The 18,698-nt window shown below is 69.4% G+C and carries 17 protein-coding genes; 12 read left to right on the top strand and 5 right to left on the bottom strand.

Annotated features, from left to right (window positions below):
- Position 1: 1 nt before the first annotated feature.
- Positions 2-316, bottom strand: a complete 315-nt coding sequence (locus D7V80_RS24550; protein ID WP_147447204.1) for a hypothetical protein — start codon at positions 314-316, stop codon at positions 2-4.
- 126 nt (positions 317-442) lie between these two features.
- On the opposite strand from D7V80_RS24550, the gene xerD reads away from it, so the two are divergent.
- The 4 genes from xerD (at position 443) to D7V80_RS24530 (ending at position 5,825) form a co-directional block, all read left to right on the top strand.
- Entirely contained in the window at positions 443-1,378 is a 936-nt protein-coding gene (xerD, locus tag D7V80_RS24545) for a site-specific tyrosine recombinase XerD (protein WP_120590476.1), read from the top strand.
- Between the two features lie 259 nt (positions 1,379-1,637).
- Positions 1,638-3,161, top strand: a complete 1,524-nt coding sequence (locus D7V80_RS24540) for a hypothetical protein (RefSeq protein WP_147447203.1) — start codon at positions 1,638-1,640, stop codon at positions 3,159-3,161.
- 24 nt (positions 3,162-3,185) lie between these two features.
- A complete protein-coding gene (locus tag D7V80_RS24535; RefSeq protein WP_120590474.1) occupies positions 3,186-5,066 on the top strand; it encodes a hypothetical protein in 1,881 nt (626 codons plus the stop codon).
- 315 nt (positions 5,067-5,381) lie between these two features.
- Positions 5,382-5,825 carry a PAS domain-containing protein gene (locus D7V80_RS24530; protein ID WP_120590473.1) on the top strand — a complete coding sequence of 148 codons (444 nt, stop codon included), beginning with the start codon at positions 5,382-5,384 and terminating at the stop codon, positions 5,823-5,825.
- Between the two features lie 7 nt (positions 5,826-5,832).
- Here the strand turns inward: D7V80_RS24530 and D7V80_RS24525 are convergent, their stop codons facing one another.
- On the bottom strand, positions 5,833-6,216 hold the full coding sequence (locus D7V80_RS24525) for a hypothetical protein (RefSeq protein WP_120590472.1): 384 nt from the start codon (positions 6,214-6,216) through the stop codon (positions 5,833-5,835).
- 397 nt (positions 6,217-6,613) lie between these two features.
- On the opposite strand from D7V80_RS24525, the gene D7V80_RS24520 reads away from it, so the two are divergent.
- Together D7V80_RS24520 and D7V80_RS24515 are read left to right on the top strand one after the other, a co-directional pair.
- Entirely contained in the window at positions 6,614-7,537 is a 924-nt protein-coding gene (locus D7V80_RS24520; RefSeq protein WP_233585685.1) for a hypothetical protein, read from the top strand.
- On the top strand, positions 7,534-7,896 hold the full coding sequence (locus D7V80_RS24515; RefSeq protein WP_120590470.1) for a DUF2019 domain-containing protein: 363 nt from the start codon (positions 7,534-7,536) through the stop codon (positions 7,894-7,896). Before D7V80_RS24520 ends, D7V80_RS24515 begins: the two co-directional genes overlap by 4 nt.
- 59 nt (positions 7,897-7,955) lie before the next feature.
- Here D7V80_RS24515 and D7V80_RS41880 read toward each other — a convergent pair whose 3' ends face one another.
- The 3 genes from D7V80_RS41880 to D7V80_RS24505 all read right to left on the bottom strand — a co-directional run bounded on the left by D7V80_RS41880 (position 7,956) and on the right by D7V80_RS24505 (position 10,286).
- Positions 7,956-8,117: a hypothetical protein gene (locus tag D7V80_RS41880; RefSeq protein WP_158616697.1), complete on the bottom strand. Its 162-nt coding sequence runs from the start codon at positions 8,115-8,117 to the stop codon at positions 7,956-7,958.
- Positions 8,117-9,019, bottom strand: coding sequence for an RNA ligase family protein (locus D7V80_RS24510; protein WP_233585683.1), 903 nt, complete (start codon positions 9,017-9,019; stop codon positions 8,117-8,119). Before D7V80_RS24510 ends, D7V80_RS41880 begins: the two co-directional genes overlap by 1 nt.
- A 79-nt stretch (positions 9,020-9,098) precedes the next feature.
- Entirely contained in the window at positions 9,099-10,286 is a 1,188-nt protein-coding gene (locus D7V80_RS24505; RefSeq protein ID WP_120590468.1) for a DUF4388 domain-containing protein, read from the bottom strand.
- Between the two features lie 244 nt (positions 10,287-10,530).
- On the opposite strand from D7V80_RS24505, the gene trpS reads away from it, so the two are divergent.
- The 6 genes from trpS to D7V80_RS24475 all read left to right on the top strand — a co-directional run.
- Entirely contained in the window at positions 10,531-11,544 is a 1,014-nt protein-coding gene (gene trpS, locus D7V80_RS24500; RefSeq protein WP_120590467.1) for a tryptophan--tRNA ligase, read from the top strand.
- A 201-nt stretch (positions 11,545-11,745) separates the two neighbouring features.
- Positions 11,746-12,558: a ScpA family protein gene (locus tag D7V80_RS24495; RefSeq protein ID WP_370452531.1), complete on the top strand. Its 813-nt coding sequence runs from the start codon at positions 11,746-11,748 to the stop codon at positions 12,556-12,558.
- A complete protein-coding gene (gene scpB, locus D7V80_RS24490) occupies positions 12,545-13,546 on the top strand; it encodes an SMC-Scp complex subunit ScpB (RefSeq protein ID WP_120590465.1) in 1,002 nt (333 codons plus the stop codon). The genes D7V80_RS24495 and scpB overlap by 14 nt, the downstream gene beginning before the upstream one ends.
- Before the next feature lie 27 nt (positions 13,547-13,573).
- Positions 13,574-16,132, top strand: a complete 2,559-nt coding sequence (locus D7V80_RS24485; protein WP_120590464.1) for a pseudouridine synthase — start codon at positions 13,574-13,576, stop codon at positions 16,130-16,132.
- Between the two features lie 99 nt (positions 16,133-16,231).
- Positions 16,232-18,349, top strand: coding sequence for a HEAT repeat domain-containing protein (locus D7V80_RS43975; protein ID WP_120590463.1), 2,118 nt, complete (start codon positions 16,232-16,234; stop codon positions 18,347-18,349).
- Positions 18,350-18,698: lipopolysaccharide assembly protein LapB (locus tag D7V80_RS24475; protein WP_370452530.1), on the top strand; the 349-nt coding region annotated here is incomplete at its 3' end.

Raw genomic sequence — 18,698 nt, 5'->3', positions numbered from 1 at the left:
GCTACTGCTTCTGCACGTCCGTGACGACCTTCGCGCCCACGTCGTTGGGGGCGTAGGTCAGCTTCACGGAGTCCCCGGCCCGGATGCCCTGGAGGGTCTGCGTGAGCTGGGGCTTCGTCGTATCCACCACGTAGGTGAGCGGCGGGGCGTCCGCGGTGGCGCCCTCCAGCTGGATGCTGGACGGGCTCACGCTCTTCACCTTGCCCGTCCGGGTCTTCTGCGCTGTCGCCGTGGGCGCGGGCGTCTGCGCCAGGGCCGTCGTGCCCATGCCGCCCAGCGTGAGGACCGCCATCCACATCCATGCCTGTGCACGCATCTTCGTCACTCCTTTAGTGTGGGAAGCGGCAGGGTGGACCGCTTCCCGGGGTGAAGGCAACGGCGTGCCGGGTGGGGCCGTCAGGGAGTTGCCCTCGGGAGCGCGTCCGGTAGCCTCCCGCGGACCATGGAAGGACTGCTCGACGCGTTCATCGCCTTCATCCGCGCGGAGCGGGGCCTGTCCGGCAAGACGGTGGACGCCTACGCGGCGGACCTCACCGTGTACTTCGAGGACCTGCGCTCGCGCGGCAAGGACGACGTGACGCGCGTCAAACAGGAGGACGTGCTCGCGCACCTGGTGACGCTGGGCAAGCGGGGCCTGGGGCGCCGCAGCCAGGCGCGCCACCTGGCCGCGCTGCGCGTCTTCCACCGCTTCCTCGTGGCGGAGCGGATGGCGGACAAGGACCCCACGGAGGACGTGGACACGCCGAAGTCTCCCCGGAAGCTGCCCGTGTTCCTCACGCTGGAGGAGGTGGAGCAGCTGCTCGCCGCGCCCGACGAGCGCACCGTCACGGGCCTGCGCGACAAGGCCATGCTGGAGGTGCTCTACGCCACCGGCCTGCGCGTGACGGAGCTGTGCACGCTGGAGCTCAACAACGTGCAGCTCACGTCCGGCTACCTCGTCACCAAGGGCAAGGGCTCCAAGGAGCGCATCGTCCCGCTGGGGCGCGTGGCGATTGAGAAGGTGCAGGAATACCTGTCCCATTCGCGGCCGGAGCTGTTGGGCAAGCGCCAGGCGGACGCGCTGTTCGTCACGCCGCGCGGCGGGGGCTTCACGCGGCAGGGCTTCTGGAAGCTGCTCAAGCGCTACGCGCTGAAGGCCGGCATCCTGAAGCCGCTGTCGCCGCACAAGCTGCGCCACTCGTTCGCCACGCACCTGGTGGAGCGGGGCGCGGACCTGCGCGCGGTGCAGCAGATGCTGGGCCACGCGGACCTGGCGACGACGCAGATCTACACGCACGTCAACAGCGCGCGGCTGCGCAAGGTGTACGACGAGTTCCACCCGCGCAGCGACGCGTTCAAGCCCAAGCCCTCCGCGCGCAAGCGTCCGCCTCCGGGGTGAGGGGGACCCTGCACCGCGGGGAGGGGTGAAGGGGCGTGCGTCGCGAGCGAACGCAATCGCTTGCGGTGAAGACGCGCTCCAGGCGCCTTACGCGTGGCGCCGAAGCCGGTTCGCAGAGGAAACGACGCATTCCAGGGAAGTGGATCGCCGTGTGCAGAGCAGGACGGCGGCGGCGGACATGGCGTCCGCGGCCCTGTCGCACGGTCGTCGCGTTCCACCCCACTCGGGCGCGGTGTGGCCCACGAAGGTCTGCTCGTCCATGAAGCTCTCTCGCCAATCCCTGATGTCAGGCGTCCTGGGCCTTACCGGCTGCGTGGCGCTGTCCCTCTCTGGCTGCAAGGTGCCGGAGGCCGACGCGGCGGAAGCCAAGGCTCCGCCCAAGAAGGCCCCCACCGCCAACGTGGTGCCGGTCTCCGCCACCGCGCCCGCGGAGCCCTCCAAGGCCCGCACGCCGTTCGCCGCGGCCCGCGAGGCGTTCGAGCGCAACTCCGTGAACGCGAACCCCTTCGCGGACAACAACGGCAACATCCCGCCGTCCTGGCAGTACCAGGGCCCGCTGTTCAGCCTGAGCCACGACTATCCGCAGACGCCCGTGGCGCCGCCCGCCAATCCGCCGTGGATCGCCGCGCTCAACGGGCAGCCCATCTCCAAGGCCAACGCGCTCGCGTACGTCAACGCGCTGAAGGCCTACATCGCGCCGTCCATGCAGACGCTGCTCTACGACTACCGCCGGTGGGATGCGGCGAAGGAGGGTTGGTACAACGAGCCGTGGCTCGCCTCCATCCGCGAGAGCATCCACGGCACGTACGTGGGCTCCGAGTTCCCCGCGGCCACCTTCGCCGCGTCCGGCCTCAAGGTCGACATGACGACGTACGTGCTGACCTACTACGACAAGGTGGCGGCGTACGCGCTGGGGCAGGTGTGGGGCAAGACGGCGATGACGCCCACGCTCACCAACACGTCCGCGCAGTTCCCGGAAGGGTCCATCGTCATCAAGGTGGCGTTGACCAGCGCGCTGGCCAAGGACTGGCCGGTGATGCAGGGCGCGTCGCTGTGGCCCGTCTACGTGCCGCCGCCCAACGGGCCCTCGAACGCGAAGCCGGTGACGATGAACGCGTCGATCATGCAGTTCGACATCATCGTCAAGGACAGCAAGACGGCGCCCAAGACGGGCTGGGTGTTCTCCACGCTCGTCTACGACATGCGAGTGCCGGGCAGCCCGTGGGACAAGATGATCCCCCTGGGCGCGATGTGGGGAAATGATCCCAACGTCAACTCCACGCTGAACCCGGGCATGCCGCTGCAGGAGACGGTCATCAACCCCGCGGCGCCCGCGTACTCCACGGCGACGCTGGGGTGGGGCGGCCGCCTGTCCGGCCCGAACGACGGCGCGGTGGTGGCGCCGGCCTCCATCAACGGGCAGATCGTGCCGGCCGTGCAGGCCTCGTCGTGCATGAGCTGCCACAGCGTGGCCGAGTGGCCCATGAAGACGTTCCTCTTGCCCACCACCACGATGCCGCCGACGGTCGTGGGCGACGCCCTGGTGCTCGAGCAGCCCGGCTCCGCGGCCTGGATGAAGTGGTTCCAGGACAACCCGGGCAACGTGCCGCTGGATCCCGGGACGGTGCCCATGGACTTCGACATGGTGTTCGCCTTCAAGTCGCTGCCCGCGTGGCAGGCGGCGACGCAGGGCAACAGCGGCATGAAGGCCTTCGAGGCCGCCGACCTGGTCCGCGGCACGCCGCCCGTCAACCCGCGCGACCTCAAGTACAACGGCCAGTAGGCCCCTGAACTCCGAGAGGACCCCATGCCCATCTTCGACAAGGCCATCATCGGCGTTGGTGGCGGTGCCATGTACTACCTCGATGCGCGCATGGGGTCCGACCTCACGCCGGGCATCCGGGAGCAGCTCACGAAGCAGCTCACGCAGATAGAGAACCGGGAGTCCCGCAAGCAGGCGCTGGAGCACCTGCTGTTCGTCGGTGACAAGGACATCGACATGAAGAAGCCCCCCAGCAAGGGGGCGCTGGACCTGACGGCCGAGCGCGCCTTGTTCGCGAACACGGTGCTCATCGGCGGGCCCAACCCGTGGCACATCGAAAAGACCTTCACGCACATCGGCCGCGGCGGCAACTATGTGGTCAATCACACCCGCCAGGTGATCAGCACCCGGCCGCTCTCCACCTTCCATAACTCCAAGACCCGGGCCCAGGTGAAGGAGGAGTGGCAGAAGGTCTTCACCACGAGCGCCCCCGTGGACGGCGAGGAGGAGCTGTTCGAGCAGTCCCAGGGCTACACGACCCGCGAGAGCTTCAAGGAGGAGTGGTTGGAGGTGTTCGGCCGCGCCTATGCCCGGGGGCTGACCCGCATCTCGGGACACGTGACGAAGATCGGATGGGAGGATGGAGGAGGCGAGGACGACAAGCACTTCGAGATCACCTTCACGCCGGCGAGTTACGAGGAGGTGAATGAGCCCATCAAGGCCCGCGAGCTGCTCCTGATGACGGGCAACGGGAGCTACCTCAAGCCAACGGAGGCCAACGGCATCAAGGTCCCCGAGAACTGGGAGCAGGACCGGCGGATCATGGACATGGATCAGCTCATGCGCCACCTGGCGACCAGCGGGACGACGGGCAAGACCGTCTGCATCCAGGGCGGCAACGCGGCCATCGACGCGGTCGAGCAGACGATCCGGTACGGCCACAAGGTGCACTGGCTGGTGCGCTCCGGGGTGAACATCCTCTCCAACTCCCTGCTCGTGCATGCCCCCAAGCTCGCCGACAACGGGACCCACCTGAACCGGGGGGTCACGTCGACCTTTCAGAAGAACGTGAGCTACTCGGAGGTCGAAAGCACCGGGGGCACGACCCTCCAGGTGAAGGCCTACAAGGTGGAGCTCAACAAGTCGAAGACGCTCCTGACCACCCTCGACGACGTCCACGTCTACGTCTACTGCATCGGGAACGAGGTGAACGACAGCCCGTCCGGGGTGGCGAAGCTGCTGGTCGACAGCCAGCTGGTGGACGTGAAGTCCAACAAGGTCGACGACCCGAAGCTGGAGGCCATCTACGACGAGGGCTGGCTCTTCCGGAGCCTGTCGAGGCGGAAGGGGGCGCTGAAGGAGGCGGCCATCGGGCTGCGGAAGAAGTTCTCCGAGCGCTGCCGCATCGACGTGCTGGGCGCGGCGTCCTTCATGCTCGTTCCACCGCAAGGGGAGCTCGGGAGCAAGCTGAAGCCCCTGACGAACTACCAGATCCAATCCGTCGCGGACGTGCGCCAGCTGGCGGCCATCAAGGACGTGATGCGGGCGTACTGCAACAGCCTGAGTGGCGCCTCGCTGGACCCGACGAACGCGAACTTCCTGGGCGGCACGAAGAACGAGATCGCCGCCTTCATCGCCATGCACTACGAGTTCATCCCCCCGGTCGTCGCGGATGAGCTCACCACCTTCCTCATGCTCGTGCGGACGCGGGACGAGTTCACCAACGGCTACACCGGCACGGAGATTCAGGGCATCCAGGACGCCCTGAAGCGGATCGACGACTACTTCGAGAAGAACGCGGAGGTTCGGAGGTTCCTGGAGAAGAAGATGACCCAGGTGGTGATGGACTACCGCAAGCTCATGCTCACCCCGTTCCAGGTGGAGATCCCCACGTTGAAGTGGCTGGACATCCACTGGGACAGCTGAGCCGGGCGGTCACCATCCTGACAGACGGCTATCACGAGGCGGGCCCAGGATGGCGTCATGAGCACGAACGCCTTGCCACCCCTGACCCTGCTGGAGCTGGCCGACACCGGCCTGCCCGGCATCGAGAGCTACTCTCCCTTCTGCCTCAAGGCCCAACGCGCGCCACGTTCTTCCACTTCATGCGCGCCGCGAGCTGAGGGCTTCCGTCCGATAGCGGAGGGTTGTGCGTGCGTGGAAGCACACCACCCAACGATCAAACGTTGGACACCTCCATGGCACGGACGTGCCGGTGCGGACGTCTTCTACGATTCGCGCATGAACCCGACTCCGAACACTCCCCCCACTGGCGAACCCTTTCCCCTGCAAGCGACTTCGCTGGAGTCGATTGATGCGCTCATCCAGCGCGTCGACGGCATGTCGGAGCTGGAGCTGGATCATCTGCCGCTGGGGATGATCCAGCTCGACGGGCAGGGCCGGATCCTCAAGTTCAACCGGACCGAGGCCTCGCTGGCGCGCATCCAGGCGCGCGAGCAGCTCGGCAAGAACTTCTTCTACGACGTCGCGCCGTGCACCCGCGTGCGGCAGTTCTTCGGCCTGTTCCAGGAGGGCGTGCGGGCAAAGAAGCTCTACCAGACGTTCGGCTTCGTCTTCCGCTTCGCGCACGGCGCGCGCCACGTGGCCATCACGCTGTTCTACAGCGACAAGACGGATTCGGTCTGGGTGCTGGTGTCCGACAAGAAGATGCCTGACGCGCGCTGAAGCCGCGTCAGCGCACGAAGCCCGCCACGGGGCTTTCGAAGACCTTGCTCACGACGTTCATCGTCCGGAGCCAGGCATGCGCCTCCTCGCCAAGCCGCCCGTAGACGCGCACGTCCACGGGCTTCGCGACACCGAGGAGCGCCTTGAACTCCGGCCAGCTGGAGATGCGCCGGATGTGCTCCATGACCTGGCGCGAGTCCGCGAACGTGATGACCACGCCGACCTCCGTGTCGTCAGGCCGGGCGTGGAACTGGATGCTGAGCAGGCTGCTGACGCCTTCGGCCTCCAGGCGCTGCACCGCGGCCTGAAGGGTGGCGGTGAGGACAGGGAAGGGCGCCGTCCGTTCGAGCACCTCCACGAGGGTGATCCGCTCACGGGCTGCCTGTTCCATCCGCGTGCTCCTTCCGGGCTTCCTCTGGGGGCGAGCCACACGCTAGGGAGTGGCTCCGGAGGGGTCCATGGCCTTTCGAGTCCAGATCGCTGTCCTGCTCCTCGCCTTGCTTGGTGCGTGTACCACCCCAAGGGGCAGGGTGCGGCTGGATACGGGCGAAGGTGCACCCATCGAGTACAGCCCGCCTTCTCCCGTCCGGGCCGTGACCGTGGGGGAGGGTGCCTTCGAGGAGGCACTGACCGAACTGGTGCTGGTCACACCTCTGCGCCTCCGCGCTTCGCGGTCAGGCGACTGGGTGCGCGCGTCCTACGCCACGGGTGATACGGACCGTGCCTTTGGGGGCTTCTGCGAACCGGGACTTCGTCGGGGCGACTGCATCTCGTTGCTCGAAGACGTGATGGGCCTGAGTGACTGGGACAAGTTCAGCGTGGCGCTCGGGCTGTCCCTGCATCCGCTCAAGGAGAGCATCTCCAGGGCGGTGGAGGAGACCCTGGCGCCCCAGCTGTTCTACACGATGATCGCCACGGGCCTCGTGACCTGGGTGGCGCTCGCCGCGAATCCCGAACCTGCCTTCACCAAGGCCGCTGCGGTCATTTCCGCGCTGCTATTGATCTACCTGGGCGCGGAGACGTTCCTGGAGCTGATTGACGCGAGCCAGGACCTGAAGCTCGCGACGGACCAGGCCACCACCTGGAAGGAACTGGATGCGTCCGGCCAGCGCTTCGCGACCCGGGTCGGTCCATCCATCGCGCGAGTCCTGGTCCTCGCGGTCACGGTCGCCGTGAGCCACGGCCTGACCGGTGGCGCGTCGTTGCTGGCGGCCCGGCTCGCGACGCTGCCGAACTTCCCGGGAGGCGCGGCGGTGGCCTCACGCGCGGGCATCAACGTCGCGAGCCTCGATCAGGTGAGGGCGGTATCTGTCTCGGGCGGAGTCATCACGCTCGCCCTGTCGCCTACGGCTGTCGCCATGGCAGCGAAGCCTCCGGCCAGCACTACGCCGAGTGGGGCACGCTCCTGGAACTCCTTCAGTGCCCTCAAGCGGGCCCGGGGACCCGCAGGGCCAGGGAAGCAGTGGCACCACATCGTCGAGCAGACGGACGGCAACGTGCGGCGCTTCGGTCCCCAGGCCCTGCACAACACCGAGAACGTGATCGCCCTCGACGAATCCATCCACCAACAAATCAGCAGGTACTATTCATCGAAGGATCCCTTCACCACGGGGGGACAGACGACCGTGCGGCAATGGTTGAGCAGCCAGTCCTTCCAGGCCCAACGTGACTTCGGGATGATGATCCTCATGCGCTATGGAGTCGTTCCCTGAGTACACGCAAGTTTCAAAAGGCCAGCATCGAAGAGCTCGTCCAGTGGTATGCGGAGGGATCGGTCGCGTATGGGCAAGCACTGGATGCCGCAAACTCACGGGCCGCCAACCGCGCCAACGACAAAATCATGGGGGCCTACCAGGAGCTCCGGAGCCGTGATGCGCTGTCCCAGCTCATCCCCCTGCTCAAGAGCGAGGACGAAACCCTCCGGCTGCACGTCGCAGCCCATGTCCTGGGATTCGCTCCCGAGCTTGGCGAACCGACGTTGCTCTGGCTCTCGAAGCGTCCCGGGCTCCTCGGGTTCCGTGCGGAGTACGTCCTCAAGGCCTGGCGCGAGGGCACACTCAAATTCCCCTGAGCGCGCCTCCCGGCGCTCTGTTCTCACCGGCGCTCAACGGAACACTCGAATTCCCCTGATCAGGTCTCGACCGAGCGGGGAACGGGCTCCTGGTCCGCATCCGGGAAGACCTGCCGTGCGGCGTCCACCGTGTTGCGCAGATACTGAAGGTAGCTGGCGGAGCCCCCTGTGCTGGCACCGAGGTCCGGCGCGAGCACGGGCTTTCGTGGGCCGAGCGTCATCAGGCCCCCAAGGCGGCATCCATGGCCTGCCGGATGAGTGGCCGGGCAAGCTCACGAACATGCGCGGCCAGATGCTCCTCGCTCGCCGGATCCAGGGACTGACACGCGGTAGGGAAGGCCAGCTCCAGATCCACCCGAACATCCAGCTCCACCTCGCTCAACACGGCCTCGGCGTCGCCGCGCCCGCACTTCGAGAGGGCGCTGGCGATCCTCGCGGCGTTCACCAGTCGTGAGGCCCAGTCCTGAAGCTCGGTGAAGGACAGCCGCTGGTGGGCATCCCAGGCCGTGCACTCGTCGAAGCGGGCCTCGTTGAACTCCTCGATCTTCCGCTTGAAGGCGACGCGCTGCCCCGGTGCCACCGGCTGCTCGCTCTTGATGACGAGCCCCTCCGCCCAATTGTCGGCCAGCGGAGGCAGGCCCAGCATCGCCGGGAGCCGCGTCAGCGCTCGCGTGGGCGCGGCTTCCATCTGCGCCCGGGTTCCTCGCGCCACGAGGGGAGGCGTATGCACCCCCGCGGCCCTCGCGGCCGTCTCCACGTCGCGATGCGAGAGCATTACCCCTTCGTCCTCGTCCGACCGGGCCACGAGGATATCGAACAGCACCCAGTGAAGGCCCGGCGCGTACCAGATGCCCGTCTGGACCGGCATCATCCCCGGCACCGCGGGGACCTCCGGGTGGGGATAGCGGCCTCCCAGCAGCTCTCCGTAGAGGTAGACGCGCGCGTCGCTGAGCCCCAGCGTCCGGACCACCTCCAGCGCGGCGTTGCTCAAGGACAGGCGCAACAGCTGCCAGCCAAAGAAGGAGTCCCCCTCCTCGAGCCAGGCCTTGCGCTTGCCAAAGTGGACCGCCCCGTCCTGCACGCCCAGCACGAGCTGCGCGCCATGGAGCTTCTCCAGTGCCACCCAGCTCCCGGAAGGACTGGCCTGCCCCCGTGCATCACCCGCGGAGGACATTTTCAGGAAGGGTCGGAAGCGCATGGGCTCAGTTTCCGCCCAGGTCCCCCAGATTCAAACCGTAGGGATCCGTCGTCGTGCGCCGGGGCCCAGGCTCCGGCGCACCGGGCGCCAGCGGGGCCACGCGGATCAACCCCGCGGCCCTCAGCCGCTCCACGGACCGTGACGCGGCCAGCTCTCCCATGGCCGCCGTACGCAGCGCCTGCCGGATGCTCCGGCTGCCCCTCAGCTTGGAGTAGAGATACAGGTCGTCCGCCGTCAGATCCGGCGGGGCAGGGCGGGGGATGGGCTCGAACACCAGCCGTCCGTCCAACGCGAACAGCGCATCACTCAACGCCAGCGTCAGCCCCACCTCCGCCTCGCGGTACAGCGCGTGCGCCTCCGGCACCGGCCCCCGCTCCAGCACCTGCGCCGCCAACGCCACCGCCAGGTCGTACTTGCGCGACGACAGGAACGCGCGCACCAGCGCCAACAGCTCCGTGAACTCCGTGGACTCGCCCACCGTGAGGCCCGTCGACCGGTGCGGCGCCAGCGCGCCTCGCCGGTACAGGTGCAGCACCCAGCGCGCCGCGAACAACGGGGCCTCCCTCGCGCTCGCCAGCAGCTCGCCCAGCGTCGCGCCTCCGGACGCCAGGTCCAGGAGCACGTCCTCCTCCTCGGAGAACGTCTCCACCGCGAACTCGCGGAACACCCGGAACGTGGTGTCCAGGCGCGGGAAGATGTCCCGGAACTGCGCCCACTCCTGCACCCTGGCCACCGCGTCCCGGTGCAGCGTGCTCAATGGCAGCCGCAGTCCCACCGCCCTCCCGGACAGGGGCAGCCCCGGCGTGAACTCCACCTCGCCCGACTCCCAGGCGTAGCAGTCGAACAGCGCCTCGCGCGCCTTGTGCTCCATGGCCTCCGTCAGCTGCGACAGCTCCACGAAGCAGCGCTGCACCAGGAACGTGCCGTAGGGCAGGTTCGCCCCTTCCGCCGCCTCGAACGCCGCCGCCGCCCGGGGCGCGTCCAGGATGCGCAGGTTCACCAGCACCTGCGCCAGGTGCTCCCTCGGATCCGTGGAGGCCACCCCCACCAGGTGCCCGTCCCGCAGGTAGAACTCCCGGCGCACCGCGCCCCGCTCCACCCGCAGCGTCCCCTCCACCCCTGGCGTCGCGAACAGCGGGGGCACCACCAACTGGAGCCGGTAGCTGGCCAGGTTTCCTGTGAACGCTTCCATCCGTGGGCGCCCTCCAAGGCAGGTCGCATGCTGCGCCGGCGGCCAGGGTACCTGGGAGACTTGAGACGTCTCAACCCCCCGAAACTGCTGGGCTTTTACTGCCCGGGCGAAATGTTCCAGGAATGCAGGGCACGCGAATGTCAGACATTGAAAGGGCTCACCCGTCCCAACGGAAGGTTGCAGCACGGCGGCGGGTGTGCGAACGAGCCCTGTCCTCCACCCGTCATTCGGAGCGCGAATCGCGATGCGGATTCTCTCAGGCGTCCAGTCGTCCGGAAGGCTGCACATCGGCAACTATTACGGGGCGATGCGGCAGTTCGTGCAGCTCCAGGATCAGGGCGAGGCCTACTACTTCATCGCCAACTACCACGCGCTCACCACCGTGAGGGATCCCAAGCTCGCGTTGGAGCTCACGCGCGACGCGGCGCTCACGTACCTGTCGCTGGGCCTGGATCCGAAGAAGGCCGTCCTCTTCCGCCAGAGCGACGTGAAGGAGGTCCTGGAGCTCAACTGGATCCTCGGCACCGTGGTGCCCCAGGCCCACCTGGAGCGCGCGCACAGCTACAAGGACAAGATCCAGAACAACATCAGCCCGGACTTCGGTCTCTTCGCCTACCCGGTCCTGATGGCCGCGGACATCCTGCTCTACGGCGCGGACCAGGTGCCGGTGGGCAAGGATCAGATCCAGCACATCGAGTTCGCGCGCGACTGGGCCGTGAAGTTCAACACCCAGTACGTCCCCGGCTACGACCCGGCGGATCCGGAAGGGAAGGAGCGGGGCCACGCGCCCGGCATCCTCAAGCTTCCTGCCGCCTTCGTGCAGGAGAACGCCGCCACGGTGCCCGGCATCGACGGACGCAAGATGTCCAAGTCCTACGGCAACACGCTGGAGCTGTTCGGCGACGAGAAGGACATCAAGAAGCGCATCATGTCCATCAAGACGGACTCCACGCCCGTGGACGCCCCCAAGCCCACCACGGACGCGCCGCTCTATGACCTGCTCAAGCTGATGCTCCCGCCCGGTGAGTTCTCCGACGTGGACGCGTCCTGGAAGGCCGGCGGCAAGGGCTACGGCGACTTCAAGAAGAAGCTGCTGGAGGCCTTCCACGTCAACTTCGGCCCCGCCCGCCAGCGCCGCCAGGAGCTGCTCAACGACCCTGGCGAGTTGGAGCGCATCCTCGCGGACGGCGCCAACCGCGCCCGGGCCGAAGCCACCCGCCTGATGGACAAGGTGAGACGGGCCGTGGGAATCCCCTGAACACCCGTTCCTGTTCAAATGTTTGACCCCCCTGGGAGGCATTGCTAAGGAGGTCTGTCCCCCCGGCGCTCGTAAAGGCCGGGATTTCGGCCCCTTCCGCATGACGAAGTTCCCATCCCCCCAGAAGGACGCCGGCCGGTGAGCGAAGGTCGCAAGCCCCCACCGCCCGACGACCTCCCGCCGGACCCCGACGGGGAGGGATTGCCGCGCACGCCCGGAGACGCCTTCCGGGTGGCGCTGCCCAACTTCGAGGGTCCCCTGGACCTGCTGCTCCATCTCATCAAGGAGCACCGGGTCGATATCTTCGACATCCCGCTGGCGCTGATTACCGCCAAGTACCTCGAGTACCTGGAGCGCATGCGGGAGCTGAACCTGGACATCGCCGGGGAGTTCCTGGTGATGGCCTCCACGCTCGCCCACTTGAAGAGCCGCATGCTCCTGCCCCGGCAGGACGCGGCCCAGGTGCCGGAAGGGGCGGACGCGCTCGCGGCGGTGGAGGAGGCGCAGGACCCTCGCGCGGAGCTGGTGCGCCGGCTGTTGGAGTACCAGAAGTACAAGGACGCCGCGGAGCACCTGGCCAAGCAGGACATCCTGGACCGGGACGTGTTCGCCCGGAAGGTGCCCGTGGAGGCCGTCCCCATCCCCGAGGACGAGGTGGGGCTCCAGGAAATCAGCGTCCTGAAGCTGGTGGAGGCGCTCGACCGGGTGCTCGATCGGCTGACGCCCAAGGTGCAGCACGAGGTGGTGCTGGAGCGCGTCAGCCTGTCGGAGGCCATCCTCCGGCTGGCGGAGCGGCTCAAGAAGGACGGGCAGGTGGTGTTCGAGGCGCTGTTCACGGAGGCGGCCACGCGCCAGGAGGTGGTCATCACCTTCATCGCCATGCTGGAGATGGTGAAGCGCCGCCTCATCAAGGTCTTCCAGGAGGAGCCCCTGGGCCCCATCCAGGTGACGCCCAACGGGGACGCGCTGGAGAAGCTCATCCCCACGGAGGTCGACGAGAGTGACTACCGGTAACGGTCCCGACGATGGTGACGAGACGCCCGCCCCCGGCACGCCCGGCGGCCCCGGACAGTTCTCCGAGGAGGAGATCGCCGCCGTCACCGGCCCGGGCCCCGACGACGCGGAGCTGGACGGGGTGGAGGCGGCCGCCATCGAAGAGGACTCGGACGACAACGACAGCGTCCCGGACCTCCAGTCCTCCTTCGAGAAGCTGCTCGCCAAGAGCCGCAACCTCTCCCCGGACCGCATCCGCACGGTGCTGGAGAGCGTGCTCTTCGTCGCCGAGCGCCCCCTGTCCGTGGACGAACTCTACCAGGCCACCGGCATCCCCAGGGACCCCATCCTCCAGGCGCTGGATCAGCTCTCCGGCATCCACCGCGAGGGCATCAGCGGCGTCGTCCTCTACGAGGTGGCGGGCGGGTGGCAGTTCCGCACGGACCCCCACTCCGCGGAGTACGTCCGGCGCTACCTGCGGGTGAAGCCGCAGCGGCTCACCCGCGCTGCGGTGGAGACGCTGGCCATCATCGCGTACCGGCAGCCCGTCACCCGGCCAGAGCTGGAGGACATCCGCGGCGTGGACTGCGGCGCGGTGCTCAAGGCGCTGATGGACCGCAAGCTGGTGAAAATCCTGGGGAAGCGGGAAGAAGTCGGCCGCCCCATCCTTTATGGAACCACGCGCGAGTTCCTGGAGTTCTTCGCGCTGAAGGACCTCTCCGCGCTGCCCACGCTCCGGGAATTCCATGAGTTGACCCAGGAGCACCGGGAAATCGTGGAGAAGGAGGCGGCGCCGCCGGCTCCGAAGGCGGAGGGGACGGTGGCGGCGCTGTCGGACCCGAACTTCACGAAGCGGATGGAGAAGAACGAGGCGGCCAGCGAGGCCGCTTTGGAAGAGCTGGAGGAGGCCATGGCGGCCGCGGAGCGGAGCCAGAAGGTCAGCGCCAGCATCCTGGAAAGCCCCCCTTCGCCCGAGAAGGGTGATAGCGAGGGGCCCAAGCCCGAGTGATGGGCGGCAACTGGAAGAAGGCACGGAATGGCGGCGGAACGTTTGCAGAAGTACCTGGCTCGCGCGGGAGTTGCTTCGCGCCGGCACGCGGAAGAACTCATCACCTCCGGTCGCGTCGGAGTGAACAACGAGACGGTGACGGAGCTGGGCAGCCGGGTGGAGCCCGGGGTGGACCTGGTGACCGTCGATGGGAAGCTCGTCACGCCGCCGGAAGAGTCGTCCTACTACCTGCTGTACAAGCCCGTGGGCGTCGTGACGACGCTGTCGGATCCGCAGGGCCGGCCCACGGTGGCCAGCTATGTGGAGGAGACGGGCCGCCGCCTGTTCCCCGTAGGCCGTCTGGACTACGACGCCGAGGGGGCGCTGCTCTTCACGGATGACGGTGCGCTGGCGCACAAGCTCACGCACCCGAGCTTCCAGGTGCCTCGCTCGTACCTGGCGAAGGTGAAGGGCGTGCCGGACATGCCCACGCTGGAGAAGCTGCGCGGTGGCGTGCGGCTGGAAGACGGCATGGCCACGCCGGTGTCCGTGGACATCTTCGAGAAGGCCGAGCGCAACACCTGGCTGAAGATCGTCGTGGCGGAGGGCCGGCCGCACCTCATCAAGCGCCTGTGCGCGGCGGTGGGGCACCCGGTGGTGCGCCTGTTCCGTCCGAACTACGCGGGCGTGGGCGTGGAGGGTCTGCGTCCCGGCGAGCTGCGGCCGCTGAAGGTCGCGGAAGTGATGCAGCTGACGGAGGTGGCGGAGGGCCGCGCGCAGCCGGCGGCCTCGGAGATGAAGCTGCCGCCGCGCCGTCACGGGCGTTCGGCTCCGGGCTTCAGCGGGGCGGATGACGACGACGTCGAGCTGTCAATGGACGACGACGCGCCGGTGGCGCCGCGCAAGACGGAGCGCGCGGCGAAGAAGGCTCCGACGGGGCCCAAGACTCGCGAGGCGCGTCCGGAGCGCAAGGAGTGGAAGGGCGTGCAGGACGGTGGCACGCGTCCGCCGAAGTTCGCGAAGCGCGGGGCGACGCTGGCCGCGGACGACGACGCGAATCTGGATGACGTGCCGACGTTCGACGACGACGGTGACGAGACGGAGTCGGACGCCGCCGAGGGAGCCACCTACGGCAAGGCCGCGCGAGGCGCGGGCCGTTCCAGCAAGCCCGAGGGTGAGCGTGCTCCCCGTGGCGCCGCGCGGTTTGGCAAGCCGGCCGGTGCGGGCCGCTCCGAGGGTGGTGCGTCGCGCGGCGGTGGCCGGTTTGGTGCCGAGGGTGGTGCGTCGCGCGGTGGTAGCCGGTTCGGAAAGCCGGCCGGTGCGGGCCGTGGTGGTGACGAGGCGCCGCGCGGTCGCTTCGGCAAGCCGGCCCGTGCGGGCGCAGAGGGTGATGCTCCCCGTGGCGGTGGCCGCTTCGGCAAGCCGGCCGGTGGCAGCCGCTTCGGTGACGAGGGTGGCGCTCGCGGCGGTGGTCGCTTCGGCAAGCCCGCGGGCCGCTTCGGTGACGAGGGTGGTGCGCCTCGCGGCGGTGGTCGCTTCGGCAAGCCTACGAGCCGCTTCGGCGGTGAAGACGGCGGCGCTCCTCGCGGCGGTGGCCGCTTCGGCAAGCCTGCCGGTGCGGGTCGTTTCGGCGGCGAAGAGGGTGGCGCGGGCCGCTTCGGCAAGCCGGCCCGGGCTGGCCGCGGTGGTGATGAGGCTCCGCGCAGCGGCTTCGGCAGGCCGGCCCGTGCGGGCGCCGAGGGTGGCGCGTCGCGAGGCGGGGACCGCTTCGGCAAGCCTTCGAGCCGCTTCGGCGGTGAAGAGGGCAGTGCGCCGCGCGGTGGCAGCCGGTTCGGAAAGCCGGCGGGCCGTGGCGGTGACGAAGGCGCCCCGCGCGGTGGCGGTCGCTTCGGCGCCGAGGGTGGCGCTCCTCGCGGCGGTGGTCGCTTCGGCAAGCCGGCGGGCCGCTTCGGTGACGAGGGCGGTGCTCCTCGCGGTGGCAGCCGGTTCGGAAAGCCGGCGGGCCGCTTCGGTGACGAGGGTGGCGCTCGCGGCGGCGGTCGCTTCGGCAAGCCCGCGGGTCGCTTCGGCGCCGAGGGCGGTGCTCCTCGCGGCGGTGGCCGTTTCGGCAAGCCGGCCGGTGCGGGCCGTGGCGGAGACGAAGGCGGCGCTCCTCGCGGCCGCTTCGGCAAGCCGGCGGGTGGCAGCCGCTTCGGTGGCGAAGAGGGTGGCGCCCGTAGCGGTGGCCGCTTCGGCAAGCCGGCCGGTGCGGGTCGTTCCGAGGGCGGCGCGCGTGGTGGTGCCCGCTTCGGCAAGCCTGCTGGCGCGGGCGGTGACCTTCCGGAGCGCCGTGAGTGGAAGCCGCGCGGCGAGTCCGCGGGCCGTCCCGAGCGGAAGCCCCGCGGCGAGGACTCCGGCAGCCGGTCTCGCGGCGGCGGTGAGTCCTCGTCCAGCGCCTCCGGCGAGCGCATCGTCCGCGCGGGCGTGAAGAAGGCCCCTCCGGGCGAGCGCGGCGGCTACCAGGACTTCAAGGAGCGCAAGACGCGCGCCTCCGAGCCGAGCTGGAACAGCAAGGCGCCTCGGGGAGGGGCAGGCCGTCCGCCCCCTCGTGGTGGCCGCTCCCGCTGAACCAACACCTTCCTCCTGGGTCGCTCCGTCGGTGGGCGGCCCGGGAGGGCGTTGATATAACCGCCGCCTACCTCCAGCGTCCGCCGCTCCGGGAGAACGATGCGAATCCGCGTGCGACCCCTCTTCCTCGCCCTGACCCTGCTCGTCGGGTGCAACGGCAACCGGGATCAGCTCCTCGCGGAGATCCAGGACCCCCGTCCCGAAGTCCGCGCCGCGGCCGTGCGAAAGCTGGCCGAGCAGAACAACGCGGACGACCTGGTCCTCTTCACCCGCGCCGCCAAGGACCTCTCCGCCATCGTCCGCGGTGAAGCCGCCAGCGCGCTCGGGGAGAGCCAGGATCCGCGCGTCGTGGACCTGCTCGGAGAGCTCCTGGAGGATCCGGACGAGGCCGTGCAGGGCCAGGCCGCCCTGGCGCTCGCCAAGGTGAAGAACGACAAGGCCAAGGCGTACCTCACGCTCCAGTACGGACGGCGGGGCCGCGCCACGCGCCGGGTCATCGTCCAGGCCCTCAAGAGCGCCAACGTCCCCGGCGCCATGGCCACCGTCGTCGCCGCCGAAGCCAAGGGCCTCTGGGACCGCAACCTCCTGGCCCTCACCGAAGGCGCGCTCCCGGAACGCGTGGGCGCCGCCGAGGAGCTGGGCAAGAGCGGCCGCGTGGAGGCGGTGAACCGGCTGCTGCCCATGGTGCGCGACAGCCAGGTCATCCTCGCCGCCGCCGCCGTGCGCGGGCTGGGAGACGCGGGCGACACCCGCGCGGTGGCCCCCATCGCGCTGCTCCTCGACGAGAGCTTCCCGGAGCTGCGCGAATCCGCCATCGGCGCGCTGATGAAGCTGCAGGACCCGACGGCCGCGACGAAGCTCCAGGCGGTGGCGGTGGAGAAGAGCGCGGTGAGCCCGCTGGCCACCGACGCCATCCTGACCTTCCCGCGCACGCCCGTGACGGACGCCGCGCTGTGCGCCATCGCGCTCGACGGCGCCCGGGCCGAGGCCCGCGACGCCGCCCGTGCCATGCGTTCGCGAGGCGGCTGCCCGGCGGACCCCATCGCGGACCGGCTGTCGCGCCCGGCCTCCGCGGCGTCAGGGCTCCAGGCGGTGACGGGCCTGGGTCCGGCGGCGCAGGCGCTGCTGCCCAAGGTGACGCCGTGGCTCAACCAGCCGGACGTCGGGCTGCGCACGCTCGCGGTGGAGGCGGTGACGCACGTGGGCGACGCCTCCGTGGTACCCGTCATCCAGAAGCTCTACGAGCAGGAGGTCGCCGGGCTCACGGCGCTGCGCGCGGACTGGATCCCGCAGGCGCTGCCGCGGAAGTACGCCGCGGACCTGGATCCGTCGGCCCCGCGCCCGGAAGCGGCGAGGGCGAAGGACGATCCCCGATCCGGTAAGCACGCGCAGCTCTTCGAACGGCTCCAGGCGCTCAACGCGGCCCGCGCCAAGGAGGCCGGGCGCGTGGTGGTGCCGCCGCGAGTCCCCTCGGAGCTGAGCGACGACGTGGAGCCCGCGAAGCTGCAGCCGCTGGCCACCTTGCTCACCGCGATGGGTGCGCTGAAGGCGCCCGGAGCGCTGGAGATCCTCAAGGGCTACGCGGACGACGTGAGCCCGGTGCTGCGCGCGGCGGCGCTGGTGGGGCTCGCGTCCGTGGGGCCCGAGGGCATGGAGGTGACCCGCGCGGCGCTGCTGGAGCCCGACCGCGAGCTGCAGAAGACGCTGGCGCTGGCGCTGGCGGAGCAGGGCGAGGCCGGGCAGCTCGCGCTGATCGCGTCGCTGCCGAAGATGGGCAGCGAGAAGCTGGTGGTCCTGGATGCGCTGACGCGCGTGGGACCGCCGCCCGCGTCCGCGTCGGAGGCGTTGCAGGGCGTGGTGAAGGAGGGTGGGGCGGAGGCGGCGCTCGCGGCGCAGCTCCTGGGGCGGATGGGCGCGAAGGACGCGGTGCCCACGCTGCTCAAGGCGCTGGATGACTCCAACAGCGTGGCCCGGCGCGACGTGCTGCTGGCGCTGGGGGCCATGGGCGACGCGAAGTCCGCGGAGGTGGTGGGGCGGGACCTGTACCACGACCTGCCGGAGATCCGCGCCGCGGCGGCCACGGCGCTGCGCAAGATGAACACCGGCGCGGAGGCCGAGCCGCTGGACGCGCTGAAGGGCGACTACTTCCGCGAGGTCCGCGTCGCGGCGGGGGCCTCGCTGACGAAGGAAGGCACGGCGGCCGGCGGAGCGCGGTGAATGGAGTCGCGCGCGCTCAAGGACAAGGCGACGGAGGCCTTCGGTAAGGGCCGCTTCGCCAAGGCCGCCGAGCTGTACGAGGACTACTGCCAGGCGGAGCCGAAGGATCACCAGAGCCGCTTGCGCATGGGGGATGCGTGGTCCAAGGCCGGTCAGCGCGACCGCGCCGTCTCCGCGTACCAGTCCGCGGCGGAGGGCTTCGCGAAGGAGGGCTTCCTCCCGCGCGCCATCGCCGCGAGCAAGCTGATCCTCGAGCTGGATCCGTCCCACCAGGGCGTGCAGCAGATGCTCGCGGACCTGTACGCGCGAAGGGGCACGCCGGCCACCACCAAGGCGAAGCCGAAGGACG

Source organism: Corallococcus sp. CA054B (genome assembly GCF_003611625.1).
In the GTDB taxonomy this organism is placed as follows: Bacteria; Myxococcota; Myxococcia; order Myxococcales; family Myxococcaceae; genus Corallococcus; species Corallococcus coralloides.
This window is presented reverse-complemented; position numbering and strand designations above follow the sequence as displayed.

Excerpts from the sequence above, each read along its gene's own strand:
- D7V80_RS24550 (WP_147447204.1), bottom strand. The coding sequence starts at position 316 with ATGCGTGCACAGGCATGGATGTGGATGGCGGTCCTCACGCTGGGCGGC.
- xerD (WP_120590476.1), top strand. The coding sequence starts at position 443 with ATGGAAGGACTGCTCGACGCGTTCATCGCCTTCATCCGCGCGGAGCGG.
- D7V80_RS24540 (WP_147447203.1), top strand. The coding sequence starts at position 1,638 with ATGAAGCTCTCTCGCCAATCCCTGATGTCAGGCGTCCTGGGCCTTACC.
- D7V80_RS24535 (WP_120590474.1), top strand. The coding sequence starts at position 3,186 with ATGCCCATCTTCGACAAGGCCATCATCGGCGTTGGTGGCGGTGCCATG.
- D7V80_RS24530 (WP_120590473.1), top strand. The coding sequence starts at position 5,382 with ATGAACCCGACTCCGAACACTCCCCCCACTGGCGAACCCTTTCCCCTG.
- D7V80_RS24525 (WP_120590472.1), bottom strand. The coding sequence starts at position 6,216 with ATGGAACAGGCAGCCCGTGAGCGGATCACCCTCGTGGAGGTGCTCGAA.
- D7V80_RS24520 (WP_233585685.1), top strand. The coding sequence starts at position 6,614 with ATGGGCCTGAGTGACTGGGACAAGTTCAGCGTGGCGCTCGGGCTGTCC.
- D7V80_RS41880 (WP_158616697.1), bottom strand. The coding sequence starts at position 8,117 with ATGACGCTCGGCCCACGAAAGCCCGTGCTCGCGCCGGACCTCGGTGCC.
- D7V80_RS24505 (WP_120590468.1), bottom strand. The coding sequence starts at position 10,286 with ATGGAAGCGTTCACAGGAAACCTGGCCAGCTACCGGCTCCAGTTGGTG.
- trpS (WP_120590467.1), top strand. The coding sequence starts at position 10,531 with ATGCGGATTCTCTCAGGCGTCCAGTCGTCCGGAAGGCTGCACATCGGC.
- D7V80_RS24485 (WP_120590464.1), top strand. The coding sequence starts at position 13,574 with ATGGCGGCGGAACGTTTGCAGAAGTACCTGGCTCGCGCGGGAGTTGCT.
- D7V80_RS43975 (WP_120590463.1), top strand. The coding sequence starts at position 16,232 with ATGCGAATCCGCGTGCGACCCCTCTTCCTCGCCCTGACCCTGCTCGTC.